Source organism: Glutamicibacter bergerei (genome assembly GCF_054495185.1).
The window spans coordinates 1,308,804-1,327,913 of sequence record NZ_CM137131.1; the positions used below are offsets into that span (position 1 = coordinate 1,308,804).

Here is a 19,110-nt window from a genome sequence, read left to right on the forward strand (position 1 = left end):
CGTGGATCGTTGCGGTGTCCGTACGAGTGGAAGCTCAGAACTACGAAACCCCATCAAGGTAAAAATCAACTGAGGCGAGACAACGACAGCTTGGGGAACGGCAACTGCGAGGGGCCTAATGGTTCCGGGTACGGTTTGACTAAATAACCGAAATTATCCACAGACTGAAATCCTTTCCAAACGAATGATCGGACGATAATCGCAAAGCAAGTACCGGTTACAAGTTGTGGTTACTGGCGGGCAAGAACCGTAGCAATGAATTCGACAGAGCATGAATGATTAGCTTCATGCTAATCTGAGTCGAAAAGTACGTTTAAGGCACAAGTTTTGACTTGTCGGAATCGGAGTAGTTAAGTGCAAATAGAAGATTTTCTTACTCTCGCAGCAGAAATTTTGGAAACCGAACCAGAAGAGTTGAGCCTAACGCAGTCGTTGGACGACGCTGACTGGGATTCTCTGGCCAACATTTCCCTCATTGCGGAGATGGACGAGAAATTCAACGCCACGATTAATGCGGATACTTTGAAAAAAGCTGAAACTCTTGATGACATTTTCCAGCTCGTAAAGCAAGCAACTCAAGGTTAAGCCTTGGCTGTAATGGATTCTCACATCGGTCAGAGAATTGTAGTCACAGGTGCTTCATCTGGTATTGGTCGCGCACTTGCAATATTGCTGGCCAAACGTGGAGCACGTGTAGGACTAGTAGGTCGCGATCAGTCAGCGTTAGCTGTAACGCTTGACCAATTAGCCGGTGAAGGGCATGTAACGGTCGCTCAGGATCTAACGGAAGAAAATTCTGGTACTACAGTCCTTAAAGAAATCGTCGCGTCTATGGGACGCTTAGATGGGCTCGTGCACTGTGCGGGAATTCACGCGATCACCCCGTTGCGCAGTTTAGATATGCGCCGTGCTGATGAAATGTTTTCCGCGAATGTAACATCGGCACTGGGAATGGCGAAGGGTTTTCGGGATAAGCGAATTAGAAATCCGAAATCGTCCTTGGTGTTTCTGTCGTCCGTCTCAGGGCTCACCGGGGAAGCAGGTCTAAGTGCGTATGCCGCTTCCAAAGGCGCCATCATTTCACTAACAAAATCGTTGGCCCTAGAGCTCGCTGCGGAAGGCATACGCGTAAACTGTCTGTGCCCCGGAATCGTTGAGACCCCGATGACTGAACGGCTTGCGAATCTGATCGGTAATGATGCTTACGAGGCCATCAAAGCTCGACATCCGCTCGGTCTTGGTAGCCCCGAAGATGTTGCTAAAGCGGCCAGTTTCTTGTTGTCGCATGAATCGAGATGGATGACGGGTACTGCGATGGTTTTGGACGGAGGATACTCGTTAGGATGAATAACCCTAAACGGCTAGTCATTATCGGCGCAGGCGGGTTCGGTCGTGAAATTGCGTCCTGGCGATTAACCGCCCCGAAGCTGTTCAAAAAACTTGCGATTACTGAAATCGTTTTTGTCGATGATAATCATGAAGCAGAAGCACCATATCGGGTTGTCGCTTCTATTATTGAATACATTCCGGATCGTTCAGACTTAGTAGTTTGCGCAATCGGAGATCCCGCCTTACGACGGATCATTTCCGCGCAAATGCAAACTCGTGGCGCATACATGCCTAGCTTTGTCCACGATTCAGTAATCATAGGTGAACGAGTCTCGCTGTCCGAGGGCACTATCATTTGTCCGCAAGTCACGTTAACCGCTGATGTCGAAATAGGCGTCGGTTCGCACATTAACGTTGGTTGTGTCGTCGGGCATGATGTTCGAGTTGGTGCGTATGTAACTGTAAGCCCAGCATGTGTCCTCACCGGTGGAGTTACCGTACGCGATGGAGCCTTCTTGGGAGCTGGTGTAATGGTCGCGCCCAAGAAGACGATTGGCGAAAACGCCAAGGTCGGAATCGGTAGCACTGTTGTACGGCAAGTTAAACCTGGGACCACCGTGTTCGGGGTCCCTGCAAGAGCAATATAGAACGAAAGACTGGACGACATGCCATTATTTGCACGTATTGCCGCGGTTAGCTATGTGTTGCCTGAACACGAGTTGACTAACGAGATGCTCTCGAATCAATATCCGGAGTGGTCTGTAGAAAAAATTGGCAGTAAGACCGGGATTAGCACTCGCCACGTAGTGGGCGACGATGAAACAGCTTCTGATCTTGCAGAGGCAGCTGCTCGAAAATTATTTGCAGAACACTCGATTGACCCGCAAAGCATCGACTATCTAATCGTCTGTACCCAATCTCCCGATTTCCTTCTCCCCTCTACAGCCTGCATTGTCCAAGAAAAAATAGGGCTTTCCACAGATGTTGGAGCAGTTGATGTAAACCTTGGCTGTTCGGGATATATCTATGCACTTGGGTTGGCGAAAGGCATATTGGAGACGCGACAAGCTAGTAAAGTCCTTTTGATAACTACCGACACATACAGTCGTTATGTAAATGAGGCAGATAAGTCGGTAAGAACGATTTTCGGGGATGCGGCAACAGCAACTTTGTTGTTAGCGGATGCTGACAAAGAGTCGATTTTTGGCATCAATTACGGAACTGACGGTTCTGGTGCACAACACCTCGTGCTTCCGAACGGTGGACTCGGAGACGTCAACAGAATTAATGAAGAGGCCGCTGCAGAAGCTCGCGGTCTTGAAACAAATGGATTCGATCTTTATATGAATGGGCCTGAGGTTTTTAACTTCACACTTCGTGTGGTTCCAGATACCCTTCAGAAAACTCTAAGTAAGGCAGGCCTATCAATTGATGAGGTTGACGCCTTCGTATTCCACCAAGCAAATAAATTTATGCTCAATACATTACGTAAGAAAATGAGGTTGCCGGTTGAAAAGTTCGTTGTGAAGATGGACCACTGCGGGAACACGGTCTCGTCATCTATCCCAATTGCCCTCCGCGAAGCAATCGACGCTTCAGAGGTGAAAGAGGGAGAGACCGCATTATTAGCGGGATTTGGAGTAGGGCTGTCGTGGGGTTCCTTACTCATTCGACTTTAGGGGTTCATGGACCTACCCAGGTTTTTCATCGAGGCTCCAACGGCCACCGAAATCCAATACCAAGGATTTCCGGTGGCCATTCCTGATTTCACCCACGCCAGAGAGCGCCAATTGCACCGACGCTGAATGCCAATCTTCACCCACCTGGAACTGCAAGACCTTTCAAAACCAAATAAACAATGAAACCACCATTTCAGGCGGCCAGCTCACCGTGCCGCCACCGCTGGAACAACAAGCCGATGCCCTTGTCCAGTTCGCATAACAGCTGTGCTTCTGGTGCTATCTCAGAGATCAACAGTCGGCGATGCCGCCCACCAGAGACGATTTTCCCGGCCATCGAAAACAGCCGGTACCTCCACCGCTTCAGATCTCAGCACTTGGCTTCATGACCACCAAGCCATGCAGCCAATTGCAACCATGCGACCAAGTTCACCGCGAACATTGCCAGGTCAGCCCACGCCTAGTTCGCGGCCAAAGACCAATACGGCAGTTTGCCCAATCCCGTGCTCTTGAGCGTTTTGATGGCTCTTCGAGTTTAAGCGTGGTGCAGGATGTTCAGCACGGCCGGAGGCCCGCCGTGTATAACAATATCCGAACACGGTAATGCGCATGATTCCGATAACCCCGCCCTATCCGCTTCAAGTTCTTCGCCGTCAGATTCGCCGCCTCACTCCGGGCATTAGTCAGCCTGGTTCTCACGAACACCAGCAACTCGCGCCTCCACGCAGTCAGCGTCCGGAACAACGACTTCGCCTCCACCATTTTCGTTGCCTTCACAGATTTCTCCAGTACCGCCCACCTCGATTGAAACTCATGGATATCCCTGGTTTTCAGCAGCTCCCGCACGTGTTCCTTAACCCCATAAATCACGCCCAGCTCAGGATCTGATTCAAGGATCAGTTTCAGTCGTTCAACTTGTTTGATCGACAAGTTCTCCAAATTGCAGGTCAATAGCTTCCGGTACTTGTAGGCCGGATCAGCCACTCTGCCTCGGCGTTCATGGACTTCATGGGAACGGCGCCGGCGCACTTGGGTGATCATGAGGTTCGCGCGCGCGATGACGTGAAAATGGTCCACGCTGATCTTTGCTTTCGGCAGGTTCTCCCGCACCGCTTTTCGGAACTGACGCAGACATATCAATGGCCACGTACTGCACTCGTTGACGCCAGTACCGTGGCCGGGACTTCAACCACTTCTTCACCGCAGCACCTCGCCGTCCGTCCACGATATCGAGGATCTTCCCAGTATCCAGATCAGTGAAGACTATGGACCACGGCTCAATCCTGACTACTTTCCCGCTGCTGCCTCGGGCGTAGCGGACCTTACGAAAACGGTGCTCATCAATACCGAGCCTGCCGATGAACATCCGGTCAATGTCACCGGCGAGCTCACCTTCAATGTTCAGCCGTGCCATCACGGTTGGCCAGGAAACTTGGTACGCAGAAGCGACCCTGGACACGGCTCGCAGTTCGCAGCTCATCTCGTCCACGAGCTTTTGAGAGAGCCTGGTGGTGATCCGGGCCCTCAACGGTAGCTGTTCGGTGGTTTGCACGAACGAGCGGCGTTCGCAGGCGGTCTCTTGGCAGGCCATCCGGCGTTTGCGCACCAGGACCTGAATGTCGTTGCCACCGGTTGGGAGGTCTTTGACCCGGTGCACTGGTCTGGAGTGGATGCGGGTGGTGATCACCCCACAAGTTGGACAGGCTGCCTCTGTGGCTTTGGGCTCGATAAGGACTTGTCGTCCGGCTGGTTCTTGGGTTGCGTCGATGACGCGGTAGTCAGTGAGGTTGAGAAGAATCGACGCAGCGTCGTTTCCACCGGTATCCTTAAACACGGCTCGTAGTTCCTTGCGTAATGGTTTGTCTAGACAACATCCATTTTCGCAGAAGGGACTGCGGGCCTTACTTATTTTTCGGGCTCACCACGCTAAAACTTGAAGAGCCGTTTTGATCCTGTTCTCGCACCGGCCACGGGCACGATGCCGGGCGTCAAGGAACGCCACGTTGAACCGCGGGCTGTTGGTCAAGAACGCGGTCACCCGATTGCCATCGGTAACGAACAAATTCGCTTTCGCTTCGGGATGCAGCGGCTCAGCGCGCACATAGATCCTTGACCCTGGCGGGTAGTCCTTCAGCTCCAAGACCTTCGTCGAGTCAATCACCCATGCATCATCGCGTTCCTGCCCGTCAGCAGTAAGCGCTGGTTCCCAGTACTTCTTCTCCTCGATCCACCGGATGAACTGCTCCTTGAGCACCGGCAGCGAATACGAGATGGAGAACTGGAGCCCCAACGAATGCAGATGGTGCAAGGACTCCCGGGACGAGCCGGCGCAATCGGTGCGGACCAGGATCTTCTCACCTGCAAAATAGCGTCGGATGGTACGGCTGTTCTGACGACGTGGTACTTCGTTTCTGGCCACCGGGTAACGGTCGTTTTATCTTCAGTCATGCTTCCCGGCGAGTGGAGCCGTTGGCGGCCAGCGTCACCTATCCGGGAGGTGCTGGTCCCCAACGGCAATAACGCTGGCTCCCAAAAGCAATATTGGGTGGTCCCCGAACCTACTAATGTTCACTGGACCCAGTTCGCAGTGGAATTCGGGGTCTCCGTACCAGGTGGGACCGTGGCGGTGGGTATCGAGGACGGCAGTGAGCGCTCGATCAATCCGTTTGCTGCACATGGACCTGAGCCGCTGTGTGGGATATGTTCAGCGCCTCGTTCTTAGCTGCCACGTGGACGAACTGGCGGAAACGTCTTTCTCTCGTGAATTGACTGGACCCATCACCGGACTTTTGTCTGCAGTTGAAAGCAGTACCCGGTGTTCAGAACCAAAATACCATGTCGTCAGAACAGCAGTTCCGACTAAGACTATTTAGCATCACCGGCCAGGTTACTGTCCTCGTCGTAGAAATCATCAGGCAGCTGAGCCAATGATTGGCCGAACACCTCGATATGCGATTTCACAGAATTCGCGCCCCGGTTTCCCGGGCGCAGACGCCCGGCGAGGACTTCGCCGGTGCCGCTGACTTTGCCGCAGTCAGCCATGGCAATCATCGGTGAGAACCCGTACCCGCCTTTATAGGTGCCAGCGCTGTCCTCCGTCTCGAAAGTGCACGTGCACCAGGGAGGCATCGATGTCGATAATCAGCGGGTTGGCTGCCGTAGCCAACCGGGCCGGATTCCGTGGCCCGACCGCATTCCAAACTTTGGAACGCAGGATGCGGGTCAAGGTGGCGGCCCCGTAGGAGAATGCCTCTGGCTGATCTTTGGCGCGACCGATGAATCGGCTGACCATGGCTACGGACCCGAACAAGTCTAGTGAGGCCCGCAGCTGGTTAATATCAGTGGCTTGTACACCACCAACTGTCAACGACAGATCGAGGGTGCCGAGAATCTTTCCCGACCGGCGTGTTGGGGTGGCGGGGACGCACTGGGCGAACCGGTCTTCGCAGAGCCTGCGGAAGTCCAATGCATAAAGGAATTTGGTGAGCATAGATAGGCCTGCGTGGGGACGAGGCCAGCCCATCACAGTGGACACGTCAGCGACAAAGCACAAAGCACAAAGCACAAAGGACAAGCCAATGGCCAGAAAAGGTGTGAGTCACGCTATGACGGGTTGGCATCGATATTGCCAGCGGGTAACCAGACCTGCCAATACCATTAAAGAAAAGACGATCTAGGGGATTGGTAATTTGGAAGTTCGGATACTCCCAATTTTCCAGTTCAGATCACCTTTTCCGGCAGATAGTCGCATTGGGCGTCTGTTTAGGTATTGCGTCGACCACTGGATAAACTATCCGAGATTTGTTCATTGACTCCGGGGGATAACCAGATATGCCATCAAGCACGAAATTGTTTGTCAATTCTCACGGGGCGTATCCAGAGACTTCACGCAGGAGCAACTTCCGGCCTGATATTCAGGGGCTTCGTGCCATCGCGGTACTCCTAGTTGTGCTCTACCATTCGGGCGTCCCTGGGATAAGTGGAGGGTATGTCGGCGTCGATGTCTTCTTCGTCATCTCAGGCTTCCTGATCACGACACACCTGCTGGACTCCTTGGATCGGACTGGTCGAGTCCAATTCGCTAGATTTTATGCGAAGCGTGCCCGCCGAATATTGCCGGCGTCCCTATTAGTTGCCGCGCTAACAGTAATTGCAGCTTCAATTTGGATGCCTCCGCTTCTGATACGCGAGGTGCTCCTCGGTGCGGTCGCCACTGCCGCCTACGTGCCTAACATGCTGTTTGCGGTCCAAGGGACCAATTACTTGAGCGAGCCCTCGCCTTCTGCATTCCAGCACTATTGGTCACTCGGCATAGAGGAACAGTTCTATGTCTTCTGGCCGATTATTCTTGCTCTCGGCTTCTGGGTATTCAAGCGCAAAGAGCGTGCCTTGTTCGTCGCCGTTGCCGTTCTGACTGTAGGTTCATTTCTTCTGTGCCTCGTCGGTATGAACATCTCCCAATCGTGGACATTCTTTTCCCTACCGACTCGGGCGTGGGAACTTGGTGTTGGTGGCTTGGTCGCATTCTTGATGCGATCAGGAGTCCGATGGTTGCCCCATGCAGCCACTGGAATATTGTCTTGGATCGGAATGGCTGGCCTGCTCACCGCGGCGTTTGCATACGATTCGACAATTACGTTCCCCGGTTTCAATGCAGCCCTCCCCGTGTTGGCTACGGCCCTGCTCATCATCGGAGGGTCAGTGAACGGCGGCTTGTCCACTAGTACCGTTCTGGGTTGGAGGCATTTTCAGCAAGTGGGCGCAATCTCTTATTCGCTGTATCTCGTGCACTGGCCGCTACAAGTTATCCCGCAAGCTGCCGTTGGCCTCAACAACACGTTGCCTTTGTGGGGTCGACTGCTTCTCGGGCTTGTTGCATTCCCGTTGGCTTGGGCAGTTTACCGCTTCATCGAGCAGCCGGCGATGAAATGGAACCCGATAGCGCAGGGCAGGCCGCTGAAAACCGGTCTGGCTGCAATCGCTGCTTCTGCGGTTGTCGTGCTCTTGGCGTCTGGCTCCTTCATCGCGGTGAAGAACGTACCCTTGGCGAGTACCAACATTGCCTCCGAGGCTCCGCCCAAGCCGTCACCCACAGGCAGCGCCTTCGTTCCATCGAATTTGACCCCGGCCCTACGCGGCGCTTCGTCGGACAACCCCCCGATCTATGCTGATGGATGCCACCGAGGCGTTGACTCTTCGGACGCTTCCGGCTGCCGGATTGGTACAAATGGTAAAGCCCCTCTTGTTTTCTTGTTCGGGGACTCTCACGCCGCAAGCTGGTACCCGGCACTTGCCGTCTTGGCGGAGCGTGGCGATATTCGTCTCGACTCGAATACGAAAAGCTCTTGCCACTCTGTTGATGCGTCGAATCTGAACCAGGGAGTCGAATACACTGCCTGTGAAACTTGGCGGGCAGGTGTCATCGAAAGGATTCGCGCCGAGCAGCCCGCGCTAGTCTTGCTCGCGAACTACGGTGACAGCCAGCTCGTTTCGGATGCACCATTTATCATCGCTTGGCAGGAAGGCTTGGAGCGCACGCTCGCCGCGATGTCATCGACCTCCGTTGCGGTGATTGCGGATGTTCCGGATAACGGGGCGACGCCGGCGATATGCCTTTCAGCGCACGTTGACAATGTAAGCCCGTGCTTGATTCCCCGTGGCGAACAGTTAAGGGTTGATGTTGCAGCGGCTGAGAAGGACGCCGCGGCAAACGGCGGAGCGGCCTTCGTTGACTTCAATGCATACCTTTGCAACAAGGAATCGTGCCCCCCGATTATCGGTAACCTACTGGTATATCGGGACGCGCACCATCTCACAGCAACGTTTAGTCGCCAAATGTCAGAAGTTGTTTGGAAGAAGATCGAACCACTGGTACTTGAACGCTGAGGTTCGGCCCTACGCATCAAATGCCACCAACTCATGACTCCGACAATTAGTGCAACTGTTCGACTCGGCACATGAATACGCCGCTTGATCGTCTCCTGTCTTTGTTTGCCGGTCGGGAAGACAGCCCGCGAAAATGTGGGTACGGGGACACCCCAGTAGCTGAGGACAATTGCAATGCGCTGATCACTTTGCGTGACAGCGCCGCATCCGGTCACCGCGGGTTTTGCGCCGACGCCCATTCCGCCGGCGATCAGACTGAGCAGGCGTTCTAGATCATGGAGCGGTGACGCTGAGGTTGTTAACAGCGGTTGTGATGGAAGCATCGCGGAATCCGACCTTTGTCCAGTCCGCTTTAGCCGCCACGTCTGGGATTGTGTAGGTCAATGCGCCGAGGGTTCCCACGGTGGCGGTGATTTGTGCGCCTCGTATCCGCACGCTGATTTCGTGTGTTCCAGCGTTTGATCCAGGAGTTGCTTGGGCCACGACGGTACTCACACCGTTAACCATGCTGTAAATACGAATACCTTCCTCACCGAATAGGAATATCACGTAGCGGTTAATGAGGTCCAGCGACCGGAACAGTACGCCAGCTCTCGAGAACTCAGTCCGGGTCGCCGTAACAGTAAGGTCAACATCCTGCGCTCCCGGTCTCGATAAGCACCGTGTCACTGGTTGTGTTGGCGGCAATGGCCTTGCTTTCTTGAATGTTGTACATTCCTTCCATATTTACCCACCGCACACCGCCACTGTTTGGGTAGGTACCGGCGAGGGGTCCATTCGCCCGGTCGAAGTTATCCACGACAGGAAGTGATGCCACGTCCGGGGTCGGTTCCTCGTACCAGCCCAGTTCGATGAGTCGCTGGTAGATAAGGCGTGAAATGGCCAGGTACCCTGCGGCGTTGAATTGGGCGTTGTCGGCAGACAGGGAGAGCGGCTTACGCTCGTCCACCTGATAGGCAAGGTCGTCCGCCGTGGGAGTTACCTCGGCCAGCTCCCAGATCAGCGGGGACACCATGAATGCCTGAATGTCGAGGAAAAGATCACCGTACCGGGCGGCGTGTGCCGCGTTGACTTCCGCAATTCGCGCCCTCGTCTCCGCATCAGTCCATTGGACGCTCTGGTTTAGGAAATAGCCCAGAACTAAGGAACGCATAATCAGCGGGGCCAGTCGGTCGAAAGTGGCATCGGTGCGTGCAATGACCACAGAAGGCGGGTTACTATCCGTTGTAGCTGGATCATAGGACAAGTCATTTTTCCCCATCCACAACAGGGCCAATTTGCCCCGGTACTGCTCGCCCAGTTCGGGAACGAACGGTGAGCCGGTTTTCACACTCACTGCAGTTCCTGCGGTTGTGCGAGTCAAGCGGTATGACGCACCAGCCCTGTCCAACAGTCCGCGAACCCGTTGTGTTGTTGACAGCTCCTTGACTCCGAGGAATATAGGAGCTGCCGGCCGACCAATCTCGGCATGGTGTCTACCCCCTGCTTATCCAATAGTCCGGGGGGTGTTGCCACCGAGATTGGGATGGCAGCGAGGTGATTGCTAATTAGGGGCGCGGCGCCAAAATGGACGCCTGTCATAACGTGGATGTAAGACTTTGCTACCGACTGTTGGTCGACCTTGTACAAAAACTAGTTCAAAGGAGCACTAGTCATGATCACCACAGACATCGAGATTTTCCTCGGACTGGACGTCGGGAAAACTGACCACTGGGCCTGCGCCGTCACCCAAGACGGCACCAAAATCTGGAACAAAACCCTGCCCAACGACGAAGCCAAACTCACCGCCGTGTATCAGAAGCTTTTAGCTCAAGTACATGTCTTAGTGATCGTTGATCAGCCAGCCACCATCGGCGCCCTGGCCGTTGCGGTAGCCCAACAGCTGGGCATCCAGGTCGCGTACCTGCCCGGACTGACCATGCGACGCATCGCAGATAAGTATCCCGGGACGGCCAAGACCGACGAAAAAGACGCCTTCATCATCGCTGATGCGGCACGCACCATGCCCCATACCCTGCGCAGCCTCCAACTCACCGACGAAGAAGAAGCAGCGCTGGGCATGCTCACCGGATTTGATCTTGATTTGGCCCGTCAGATCACTCAAACCAGCAACCGGATCCGCGGGCTCTTCACCCAGATCCACCCACCTTTAGAGCGGCTCTTAGGTCCATGGTTGGACTATGACGCCATCCTTGAAGTCCTCGCTGCATGGCCTACCCCAGCGCTGCTGAAGCACGCTGGCAAGGCGCGGATCGATGCGAAACTCAAGAAACACGGAGCCCGCCGGCACACCGCCTGGGCCGCAGCCATCATGGATGCGCTCGACGAGCAAAGCGTCATCGTGGTCGGCACCGATGCGGCAGGACTAGTCATCCCGCACATGGCTCGCCAGCTGATCTCATTGCACGCCCAGTGTGCTGACGTCGCCACTCACCTCGAAACCATGGTGGAGGCGCACCCTCTTTACCCGGTCCTGACATCCATGCCAGGGGTCGCCGTCAGGACCGCCGCGGTCATCATCGCCGTGATCTCCGTCAAGACCTTCACCAGCGCCGCAGCACTGTCCTCTTACGCTGGACTGGCACCGACCACACGCCAGTCTGGCACCTGGATCAAGTCCGAACGCGCCAGTCATTGAAGGCAACAAAAGGTTGAAACGAGCGCTCTTCCTCTCGGCCTTCGCCTCGATCAGGTTCGACCCTTCCAGCCGTGCTTACTATGACCGGAAACGTGCGCAGGGTATACGCCACAACCAAGCACTCATCGCATTGGCCCACCGACGGCTCACAGTCCTGTTCGCCTTGATCCGTGACGGGGCACTCTATGACGTTCCGGAGCTGAAAATCGCTTCACTTTTTACATAGGGGCACCCGACACTGTCCCGTGAAAAGGCTTGACATATGGTGCGCCCATGTCCTCGATTCCGTCCGCGGTGACAAGGGCTGAGCCGGAGGCCGGAATGGTGTCGTTGGCGAACGTTAGCCGGGCCGGGACGCTACCCATACGTGCAGCGGTTCCGGTGGCAAACTCGGACCCCTTACCTTCGTTGTTGATGGTGACGCCCAAGGGGCTAAGTTCGGCCTGTAGCGCGGTGCCGATGCCCAGCGACGACGAGCCCCACAGGACCATGCTCGTCATGTGCGCATTAACGGGCCAAGTATTCGACCCCTGGAGTACAGGGAACCTCGGCATAGGACCAGGTCGCCAATGCGATAGCCTCCAGCAACCCGAGGTGATCACCTATCGAAATCGTTTGTGCTTTGCGAACTCCTGGTCAAAGCACCCTCGAACCTGGATTACCGGTGAGCTGACCACGCCAAAAAAGGCAGGCCAGCAAGCCTTATTTTCGACCTCGAAGGCAGGTTACGAGCCTAAGAAAAATGTAAATTTCAACCGGGTCCGTGGAATCATATAGTTCAAGACCGGATGGATCGACGGTATAGAGAGATTGTAACGATGACTAACCTCTCGCTAATTATGAACTTGCTATGCGCGAGTTTTGTTAAGCATGTGGATGTTTATCTCGAATTTCAGTCTAACTATTTGCCGAACTAAATGATAGATCGACTCCTAGCGTGACGAAGTATTGTCGAAGCAACTTCTAGTATCCTTTGCGATGCATGGCTGTCTGTTACTGAAATGAGTACTTCAGATTCACGAATTATGCCCGCGATGATGGCTCAGTGCTTTAACTCTGAATTTACTTGGAGTTTCAGGAAGCGGCCGAACCAAGTAAGAGGCAACGCATCGTTTATACCGCGGCTTATGAGTCTTTTTTATAGCCGAAAATGTTCCTTACCAGAGCCTATTCTGTATGCAATATCTTTAGCTCGCATAAAAATTCTGTTATTTCTCGTCGTAAGGACAGTCTAATAATTACCTTTCCCTCAAGAGTAATATATGAATTTACCCCAAGCTAGCACACCGGAGTATGTTTTTCTCGGTTTCAATGGTAAGCAGAGATTAGTATCTGCTTGTTGCGTCTACTAATATGAGTGCAGAATCTAATAGATGGTCCGTTGGGGGCTTCAGAAGGAACTGGGGGGATTGTGCAGCTTAGAGAAGCTCAACTACGAAGCGCTCGTTTGCGTTCGCTAGTACAATTAATTATTGACTGTGCTATCTGGCTTATCTCGCTTGTCGTGGCAGTTATCTTACGATACGAATTTAGCTTGGAATTGGTAACCTGGATACCCGTTATCCTGCTGGGATTTGGCGCTGGTTTCCTGCACAGCGGTATTGGATTCATTTTAGGTCTGTACTCAGGCCATTTCCCGTACGGATCTTTTGGAGAAGTTAGAGCAGTTTCCATAGCAGTCTCTATTGAATCGTTAGCTCTTACAATTATTGTCTTGATCTTTGGAACCGCGGTTGGAATTCCCCGTAGTACGGTCCTCATAGCGTTTCCGCTGGCTCTGGTGATGATGTTTGGGGTGCGTTATCTTCGTCGCATCTCCTTAGAAGTGGCACGTAGACCGGATTTAGAAGCACTACCCACCATCGTAGTAGGTGCCGGCAACGCCGGCGGTCTTCTCGTCCGTAGTATGTTGACCGATCCCGATTCCCCACTACGTCCGGTTGGTCTTCTAGACGATGATCCATCTAAACGTCGGCTCAAACTACATACTGTTCAAGTTCTTGGTGGTACCAATCGAATTATTGAGACGGCACGTGAAACCAGCGCAGAGGTTCTTGTTATAGCCATTGCTAACGCTGATTCAGCGATGTTACGAAAACTAACCGACGATGGCGTGGAGGCGGGGCTACAAGTGCTGATCACCCCTAGCGTCCAGCAGATGGTTTCAAGAACGGTCACCGTATCCGATTTGAGGAACATCAAGATTGAAGATCTCCTCGGCCGCGAGCCTTTAGATACTGGTATTGAGAAAATCGCAGACTATGTCACCGGTAAACGTGTCTTGGTTACGGGAGCCGGCGGATCTATCGGATCCGAGCTTTGCCAGCAGCTCCATAAGTTCGGCCCCAAAGAACTGATCATGTTGGATCGTGACGAAACGGGCCTACAACATGCTCAGTTGCGAACCATGGGGAATGGGCTGCTCGATTCACGCGAGGTAGTCCTTGCTAATATCCGCGAGAACGAAACCTTGCTGGATATTTTTCAAGACCGTAGGCCGGAAGTAGTCTTCCATGCCGCTGCCCTCAAACACCTGCCAATGCTGGAGCAGTACCCACGCGAAGCTTGGAAAACAAATGTTCTAGGTACGCTCAACGTGGTTAACGCTGCTAGGTCCGTCGGGGTGACGACCTTCGTAAATATATCCACCGATAAGGCTGCGAGTCCGACTAGCGTGTTGGGACACTCCAAACGAGTTGCAGAAAAGATCACATCATGGGCCGCCGAGGACACAGGACTGAAGTACCTCTCGGTTCGTTTCGGAAATGTTATCGGTAGCCGCGGATCGATGCTCCCAACCTTTCAAACTCTGATTGAATCCGGTGGACCGGTGACCGTAACCCACCCAGAAGCAACTCGTTTCTTCATGACAATTCCGGAAGCATGTCAACTCGTTATCCAGGCTGGTGGTATCGGTCGTGCTGGTGAGGTGCTAATTCTTGATATGGGAAAGCCTGTTCGTATCTTAGACATTGCAAGGCGAATGATCGCAATGTCTGGAAAAAGAGTCGAAATAGTCTTCACCGGACTGCGTGAGGGGGAAAAGTTACATGAGGTTCTCGTAGGTGAGCACGAAAACCTTGTAAGGCCCTTCCACCCTCAGATATCACATACACATGCAGATTCTTTGAGTCCGGATTGTCTGGACGAGAATATCTGGATGGAACGAATGGGATCGAAAAAACGAACTATTGGCGTTGACGAATCGCAGTTGTCAGATGAGGAGCGGGTGCAGTTTTGAGCGAACGTATTTACATGTCTCCCCCAGATGTGGGGGAACTTGAGGAACAAGCCGTTCTCACGGCAATGCGAGGTGGATGGATCGCTCCGCTAGGCCCAGACGTAGATGCGTTTGAAGTTGAAATGACGGAGCGAATCGGCGTGAAGCACGCCATTGCTTTGAGCTCAGGAACGGCAGCTTTGCACTTAGGATTATTGACCTTGGGCGCAAAGATTGGTTCGGTCGTAGTGACGTCGACAATGACTTTTGCGGCAACCACAAACGCCATAATGTATACGGGGGCCGAACCGTACTTTATTGACTGTTTGCCAGAGACCGGCAATATGGATCCGGAATTATTGCGCAAAGGCCTCACCCGACTGCGCGCCAATGGATCGAATGTTGCTGCCATCATTCCTGTAGACCTATTGGGTAAGGCCATCGACTACACGCGCATCCTCGAGATCGCAGAAGAATTCGGCATACCGGTATTATCTGATGCGGCGGAATCCTTGGGTGCTACACACAAGGGAAAATGTGTAGGGAGCTTTGGGAAAGCTTCGGCTTTTTCGTTCAATGGAAACAAGATCATGACCACTTCCGGCGGTGGCATGTTAATGACAGACGATGCAGACATCGCCCAGCAAGTACGCTATTTAGCTACTCAGGCTAGACAACCCGTAGTTCATTATGAGCATCATGATGTTGGCTACAATTACCGTTTGAGTAATATTCTAGCTGCACTTGGACGCGCACAACTTTCGCGACTTGACTCAATGATCTTGAAACGTCGTAACCTGCGCGATGAGTACAAAGATTTATTCTCAAAAATTGATGGAATCGAAGTTTTTGGGACATCAGAGGATATTGAGGACAATGCATGGCTGACAGCTATATCCGTTGATAATTCGATAACCGGTTGGACTACCGCTGAGCTTTCGAAGTTCCTCTCTGAACAGAACATCGAAAGCCGTCCATTATGGAAGCCGATGCACCTTCAACCAATTTTTGCAGAGTTTCATGGAGAAATTTCTGGAGCGTCAGAAAAAATATTTGATAGTCATCTAACACTTCCAAGTGGTTCGGCCATGACTGCCGCCCAGCGTCGCTTTGTACTGGAAAAAATATATGAATTTGTTGAGAGAGGTAAATCAGTTTGAATCAATGTCCGTATGATTCGGTTAAACGTGGGCTTGATATTGTTGGGGCGAGTACGAGCATCCTCCTGCTGTCTCCACTAATTTGCGTGACGGCGATTGCTGTGCGCATCAAACTGGGAAGTCCTGTGATTTTCGTTCAGGAACGCCCCGGATTATATGGCAAGATTTTTAAACTTTATAAGTTTCGAAGCATGCTTGAAGTTGATGAGAAGCATGGACTGTTTAGCGATGCCGACCGACTAACCGAATTCGGAAAGTTTTTGCGCTCAACGAGTCTGGACGAGTTACCTTCATTAATAAATGTTTTGCGGGGGGACATGAGCTTCGTGGGCCCCCGTCCATTACTCGTCGAATATATGGACTACTACACGAGCGAGCAATCAGGACGGCATTTGGTCCGTCCTGGAATAACCGGGCTGGCCCAGGTTAGTGGTCGAAACTCGATTAGTTGGGGAAAAAAGTTATCATTCGACGTTGAGTATGTTCAACGGAGAAATTTTTTGTTAGATCTTGAGATTATCTTTGGCACAGTGAAGACAGTGTTTCGTCGCGATGGAATCACGCAAGAAGGCCACGTAACGATGGAAAAATTCAATGGTACGCATAAATAAATTATAGCTATCATTTATTCGATCTAAAGAAAATGATAAAAAATAATAATATCAATGATCGTATTAAAATACAATTATTGACAAATCAATAATTTAATTTCTGCCTATACGGTCAGAATCTTATACTGAAAGACGTCCTAGCAACGATGAGTTTAGGTTCGAACCTACATATATATCCAGCCCCTATCATTAACGCCAGTCGAATTATGCGAGAGAGCTTAGCCGTAGCAGAGTCGAATCTTTTCGATGAAGTGATTGTCTGTGGCCAAAACTCCCCAGGTTTGGACCAAATCGAAGAACTAGATTCCGTTCGTAGTATCGTCCGTGTCGGACGAATGATCAGGGGAAGGCCAAAGTCGTCGCTAGGCCGAATATTTGAACAACTTCGGTGGTCGTTAAGTGTATTCATTTGGTGTTTTCGTAAACCGGTCTCAGTGGTGAATGCTCACTCTGTAGCAGTTTTACCCCTATGCGCAGCTATTGCCAGACGGCATCAAGCTGCGTTGATATACGATACTCACGAGCTAGAGACCGAGACCTCTACGGCACGAGGTTTCCAAGGTCTTTTATTCAAATTTATTGAACGACGATTCATTCGACAATGTGGAGTGGTGTTTGTAGTTAATAAATCTATCGCGGAGTGGTATAGGAAAAGCTATCCAGGATTACATGTACGCGTAATCTATAACGCTCCCAACGCTACAGCAGCTGGTAAGCCAATCGATTTACGTGAGAATTTAGGCCTCGCAAGTCTAGATCGAGTATATGTACATGTTGGCAATATCGTGGGAAACCGCCATATTGAAGAGATCCTAAGCGCTTTTGTCGAACGCACGGGTAGCCGTGATCATGTAGTTTTTCTCGGATCCGGGACATTAGAAGGGATTGTCAAGGATTACGCAGAAAAATTCAACAATATTCATCACCACCCACCCGTGCCCCCAACATCGGTTGTCAGCGCTATAGCTAGTTGCGATATAGGACTTTGCCTGATAGAACCTACTTGCCTATCTTATGAGTTATCACTGCCAAACAAGGCAATGGAATATTCAAGGGCAGGAATACCGTTCGTCTACACGGATCTCATTGAAGTTGACCGCCTTGTCGATGGGACGCTTGACCGATGGAAGATCAATATGACCCGTGAATCGCTAGTGTCGATGATCGAAAGCATTGACGACAAAAGAATCGATGAGGCAACAGCTAGTCTCGCCAGAGTCAAGCTGCCAGAATGGATTCAAGAAGCTGAAAAAATGGTCGCTGAATATCGCCGAATAGGTTCGTCATTATGAGTCATGTATGGATTATTAACCACTATGCAACAGATCCACAAGAATCTGCTGCAGGATCAAGGCATTTTTCCCTTGCCCGAGGATTGATCGATTTCGGTTGGAAACCTACTATACTTGCTGCGAGTACTGACCATCCCTCAGGTCGACGACGTACTGGCATGGAAAACCGACGTGCCACAGATCGGTTGAGCCAAGGGGTAAAATTTCGATTTATTAGCACACCAACCTATCAAACTGGCATTGGTCGCCTTGTAAATATTTTGGCATTTACTTTACAGTTGCTGCGCGTATCTACTGTAAAAGATCTGGCTATTCCTAAAGTAATAATTGGGAGTACAGTGCACCCACTTGCTGCCTGGGCTTCTTCTGTTATTGCAAGGAGAATGAACGTACCATTCGTCTTTGAGATTCGGGATCTTTGGCCCCAAACACTAATAGATATGGGAAAGATCCACGAAAAAGGGATTCCTGCTCTTCTCATGCGACTATTGGAGAAGAAACTTTGTGATCGTGCAGCTGCAGTGATTACTCTCCTTCCCTTCGCCCATGAATATCTCACAGCAAGAGGAATAGAAAAAGAAAAGATCTACTGGATTTCTAATGGTACGAGTATCAGTGATTTTTCCCAGATTTCTAAGACAGAAAAATCTGATAATTTCACATTTATGTATCTAGGATCTATTGGTAGAGCAAACGGTGTTAAAGCAATTATCGATGGATTTGAAATTGCTGCGAGATCGGATCCTAAAATTCAACTGGTTGTAGTCGGCAATGGTAAGGAACGTCGAGCGCTTGAATGCGCACTAAAATATTCCGACGTATGTGATCGCGTGAAATTCCAGGATCCTGTTCCCCGAGATGCGGTACCAACGTTGATTACGAAGGCAAATGCACTAGTGGTCAATGTTCTTGACCTAGACGTCTATCGTTATGGTGTGAGCATGAACAAACTTTTCGACTATGCTGCGTCGGCGAAGCCTATTGTGATTGCAACCAACGCAAGAAATGATATTGTGAATGCCGCTGGAGCTGGGATCACGGTGCCTGCAAACGATATCTTGGCATTAGGAAAAGCAATGCGGGACATGGCTTCTGCATCTGAAGAGCAGCGCAGAATCTGGGGACAAAATGGTCGTAAACATGTCGCAGAACTATACGATTATCAGGTTTTGGCTGGCCATCTTAATGACGTCCTTATGAACGTGACTTCGAAAGAATTAACTTAGTTAAAACCGAAATGCAAAACGAAAATAATATCTTTTCAAATTACTCGTTATAAAGTTTAAATTCTAATT

13 protein-coding genes and 5 pseudogenes are annotated in these 19,110 nt (G+C 51.5%); 11 read left to right on the forward strand and 7 right to left on the reverse strand.

What is annotated here, in order from left to right; all coding sequences use genetic code 11:
• Nucleotides 1–354: 354 nt before the first annotated feature.
• Genes ACX5K5_RS06060 through ACX5K5_RS06075 form a run of 4 tightly spaced genes read left to right on the forward strand, consistent with a single transcriptional unit; the run spans nt 355 to nt 3,008 of the window.
• Nucleotides 355–585, forward strand: a complete 231-nt coding sequence (locus ACX5K5_RS06060) for an acyl carrier protein (protein WP_459175169.1) — start codon at nt 355–357, stop codon at nt 583–585.
• 12 nt (nt 586–597) lie between these two features.
• Entirely contained in the window at nt 598–1,347 is a 750-nt protein-coding gene (locus ACX5K5_RS06065) for an SDR family NAD(P)-dependent oxidoreductase (RefSeq protein WP_459175425.1), read from the forward strand.
• Nucleotides 1,344–1,976: an acetyltransferase gene (locus ACX5K5_RS06070; protein ID WP_459175170.1), complete on the forward strand. Its 633-nt coding sequence runs from the start codon at nt 1,344–1,346 to the stop codon at nt 1,974–1,976. The genes ACX5K5_RS06065 and ACX5K5_RS06070 overlap by 4 nt, the downstream gene beginning before the upstream one ends.
• Nucleotides 1,977–1,994: 18 nt before the next feature.
• The gene (locus ACX5K5_RS06075; protein WP_459175171.1) at nt 1,995–3,008 is read left to right on the forward strand and encodes a ketoacyl-ACP synthase III; all 1,014 of its coding nucleotides are present in this window, start codon (nt 1,995–1,997) and stop codon (nt 3,006–3,008) included.
• Between the two features lie 193 nt (nt 3,009–3,201).
• On the opposite strand, the pseudogene ACX5K5_RS06080 reads toward ACX5K5_RS06075, so the two are convergent.
• The 4 pseudogenes from ACX5K5_RS06080 to ACX5K5_RS06095 form a co-directional block, all read right to left on the reverse strand.
• Nucleotides 3,202–3,531: pseudogene (locus ACX5K5_RS06080) on the reverse strand (transposase); the annotation flags it as partial.
• A 32-nt stretch (nt 3,532–3,563) separates the two neighbouring features.
• Nucleotides 3,564–4,842 (reverse strand): annotated as a pseudogene (locus tag ACX5K5_RS06085) (ISL3 family transposase).
• Between the two features lie 108 nt (nt 4,843–4,950).
• Nucleotides 4,951–5,367: pseudogene (locus ACX5K5_RS06090) on the reverse strand (IS1380 family transposase); the annotation flags it as partial.
• Nucleotides 5,368–5,882: 515 nt separating this feature from the next.
• A pseudogene (locus ACX5K5_RS06095) lies at nt 5,883–6,513 on the reverse strand (transposase family protein); the annotation flags it as partial.
• Nucleotides 6,514–6,839: 326 nt separating this feature from the next.
• Between ACX5K5_RS06095 and ACX5K5_RS06100 the strand changes: the two are divergent.
• Complete coding sequence (locus ACX5K5_RS06100) at nt 6,840–8,894, forward strand: acyltransferase family protein (RefSeq protein ID WP_459175172.1); 2,055 nt, start codon at nt 6,840–6,842, stop codon at nt 8,892–8,894.
• Between the two features lie 273 nt (nt 8,895–9,167).
• On the opposite strand, the gene ACX5K5_RS06105 is transcribed toward ACX5K5_RS06100, so the two are convergent.
• Together ACX5K5_RS06105 and ACX5K5_RS06110 are read right to left on the reverse strand one after the other, a co-directional pair.
• Complete coding sequence (locus tag ACX5K5_RS06105; RefSeq protein ID WP_459175173.1) at nt 9,168–9,389, reverse strand: hypothetical protein; 222 nt, start codon at nt 9,387–9,389, stop codon at nt 9,168–9,170.
• 133 nt (nt 9,390–9,522) lie between these two features.
• Entirely contained in the window at nt 9,523–10,230 is a 708-nt protein-coding gene (locus ACX5K5_RS06110) for a hypothetical protein (RefSeq protein WP_459175174.1), read from the reverse strand.
• Between the two features lie 318 nt (nt 10,231–10,548).
• Between ACX5K5_RS06110 and ACX5K5_RS06115 the strand changes: the two are divergent.
• Nucleotides 10,549–11,758: pseudogene (locus ACX5K5_RS06115) on the forward strand (IS110 family RNA-guided transposase).
• Here the strand turns inward: ACX5K5_RS06115 and ACX5K5_RS06120 are convergent.
• Nucleotides 11,751–12,032 (reverse strand): hypothetical protein, encoded by a 282-nt coding sequence (locus tag ACX5K5_RS06120; RefSeq protein WP_459175175.1) that lies wholly within the window; start codon nt 12,030–12,032, stop codon nt 11,751–11,753. The pseudogene ACX5K5_RS06115 and the gene ACX5K5_RS06120 overlap by 8 nt on opposite strands.
• A 1,034-nt stretch (nt 12,033–13,066) precedes the next feature.
• Between ACX5K5_RS06120 and ACX5K5_RS06125 the strand changes: the two genes are divergently transcribed.
• The 5 genes from ACX5K5_RS06125 to ACX5K5_RS06145 all read left to right on the forward strand — a co-directional run bounded on the left by ACX5K5_RS06125 (nt 13,067) and on the right by ACX5K5_RS06145 (nt 19,041).
• Nucleotides 13,067–14,773, forward strand: a complete 1,707-nt coding sequence (locus ACX5K5_RS06125) for a polysaccharide biosynthesis protein (protein WP_459175176.1) — start codon at nt 13,067–13,069, stop codon at nt 14,771–14,773.
• A complete protein-coding gene (locus ACX5K5_RS06130) occupies nt 14,770–15,912 on the forward strand; it encodes a DegT/DnrJ/EryC1/StrS family aminotransferase (RefSeq protein ID WP_459175177.1) in 1,143 nt (380 codons plus the stop codon). Before ACX5K5_RS06125 ends, ACX5K5_RS06130 begins: the two co-directional genes overlap by 4 nt.
• Nucleotides 15,909–16,523: a sugar transferase gene (locus ACX5K5_RS06135; RefSeq protein ID WP_459175178.1), complete on the forward strand. Its 615-nt coding sequence runs from the start codon at nt 15,909–15,911 to the stop codon at nt 16,521–16,523. The genes ACX5K5_RS06130 and ACX5K5_RS06135 overlap by 4 nt, the downstream gene beginning before the upstream one ends.
• 206 nt (nt 16,524–16,729) lie before the next feature.
• Nucleotides 16,730–17,815, forward strand: coding sequence for a glycosyltransferase (locus ACX5K5_RS06140; protein WP_459175426.1), 1,086 nt, complete (start codon nt 16,730–16,732; stop codon nt 17,813–17,815).
• A complete protein-coding gene (locus ACX5K5_RS06145) occupies nt 17,812–19,041 on the forward strand; it encodes a glycosyltransferase family 4 protein (protein ID WP_459175179.1) in 1,230 nt (409 codons plus the stop codon). Before ACX5K5_RS06140 ends, ACX5K5_RS06145 begins: the two co-directional genes overlap by 4 nt.
• Nucleotides 19,042–19,110: the final 69 nt, after the last annotated feature.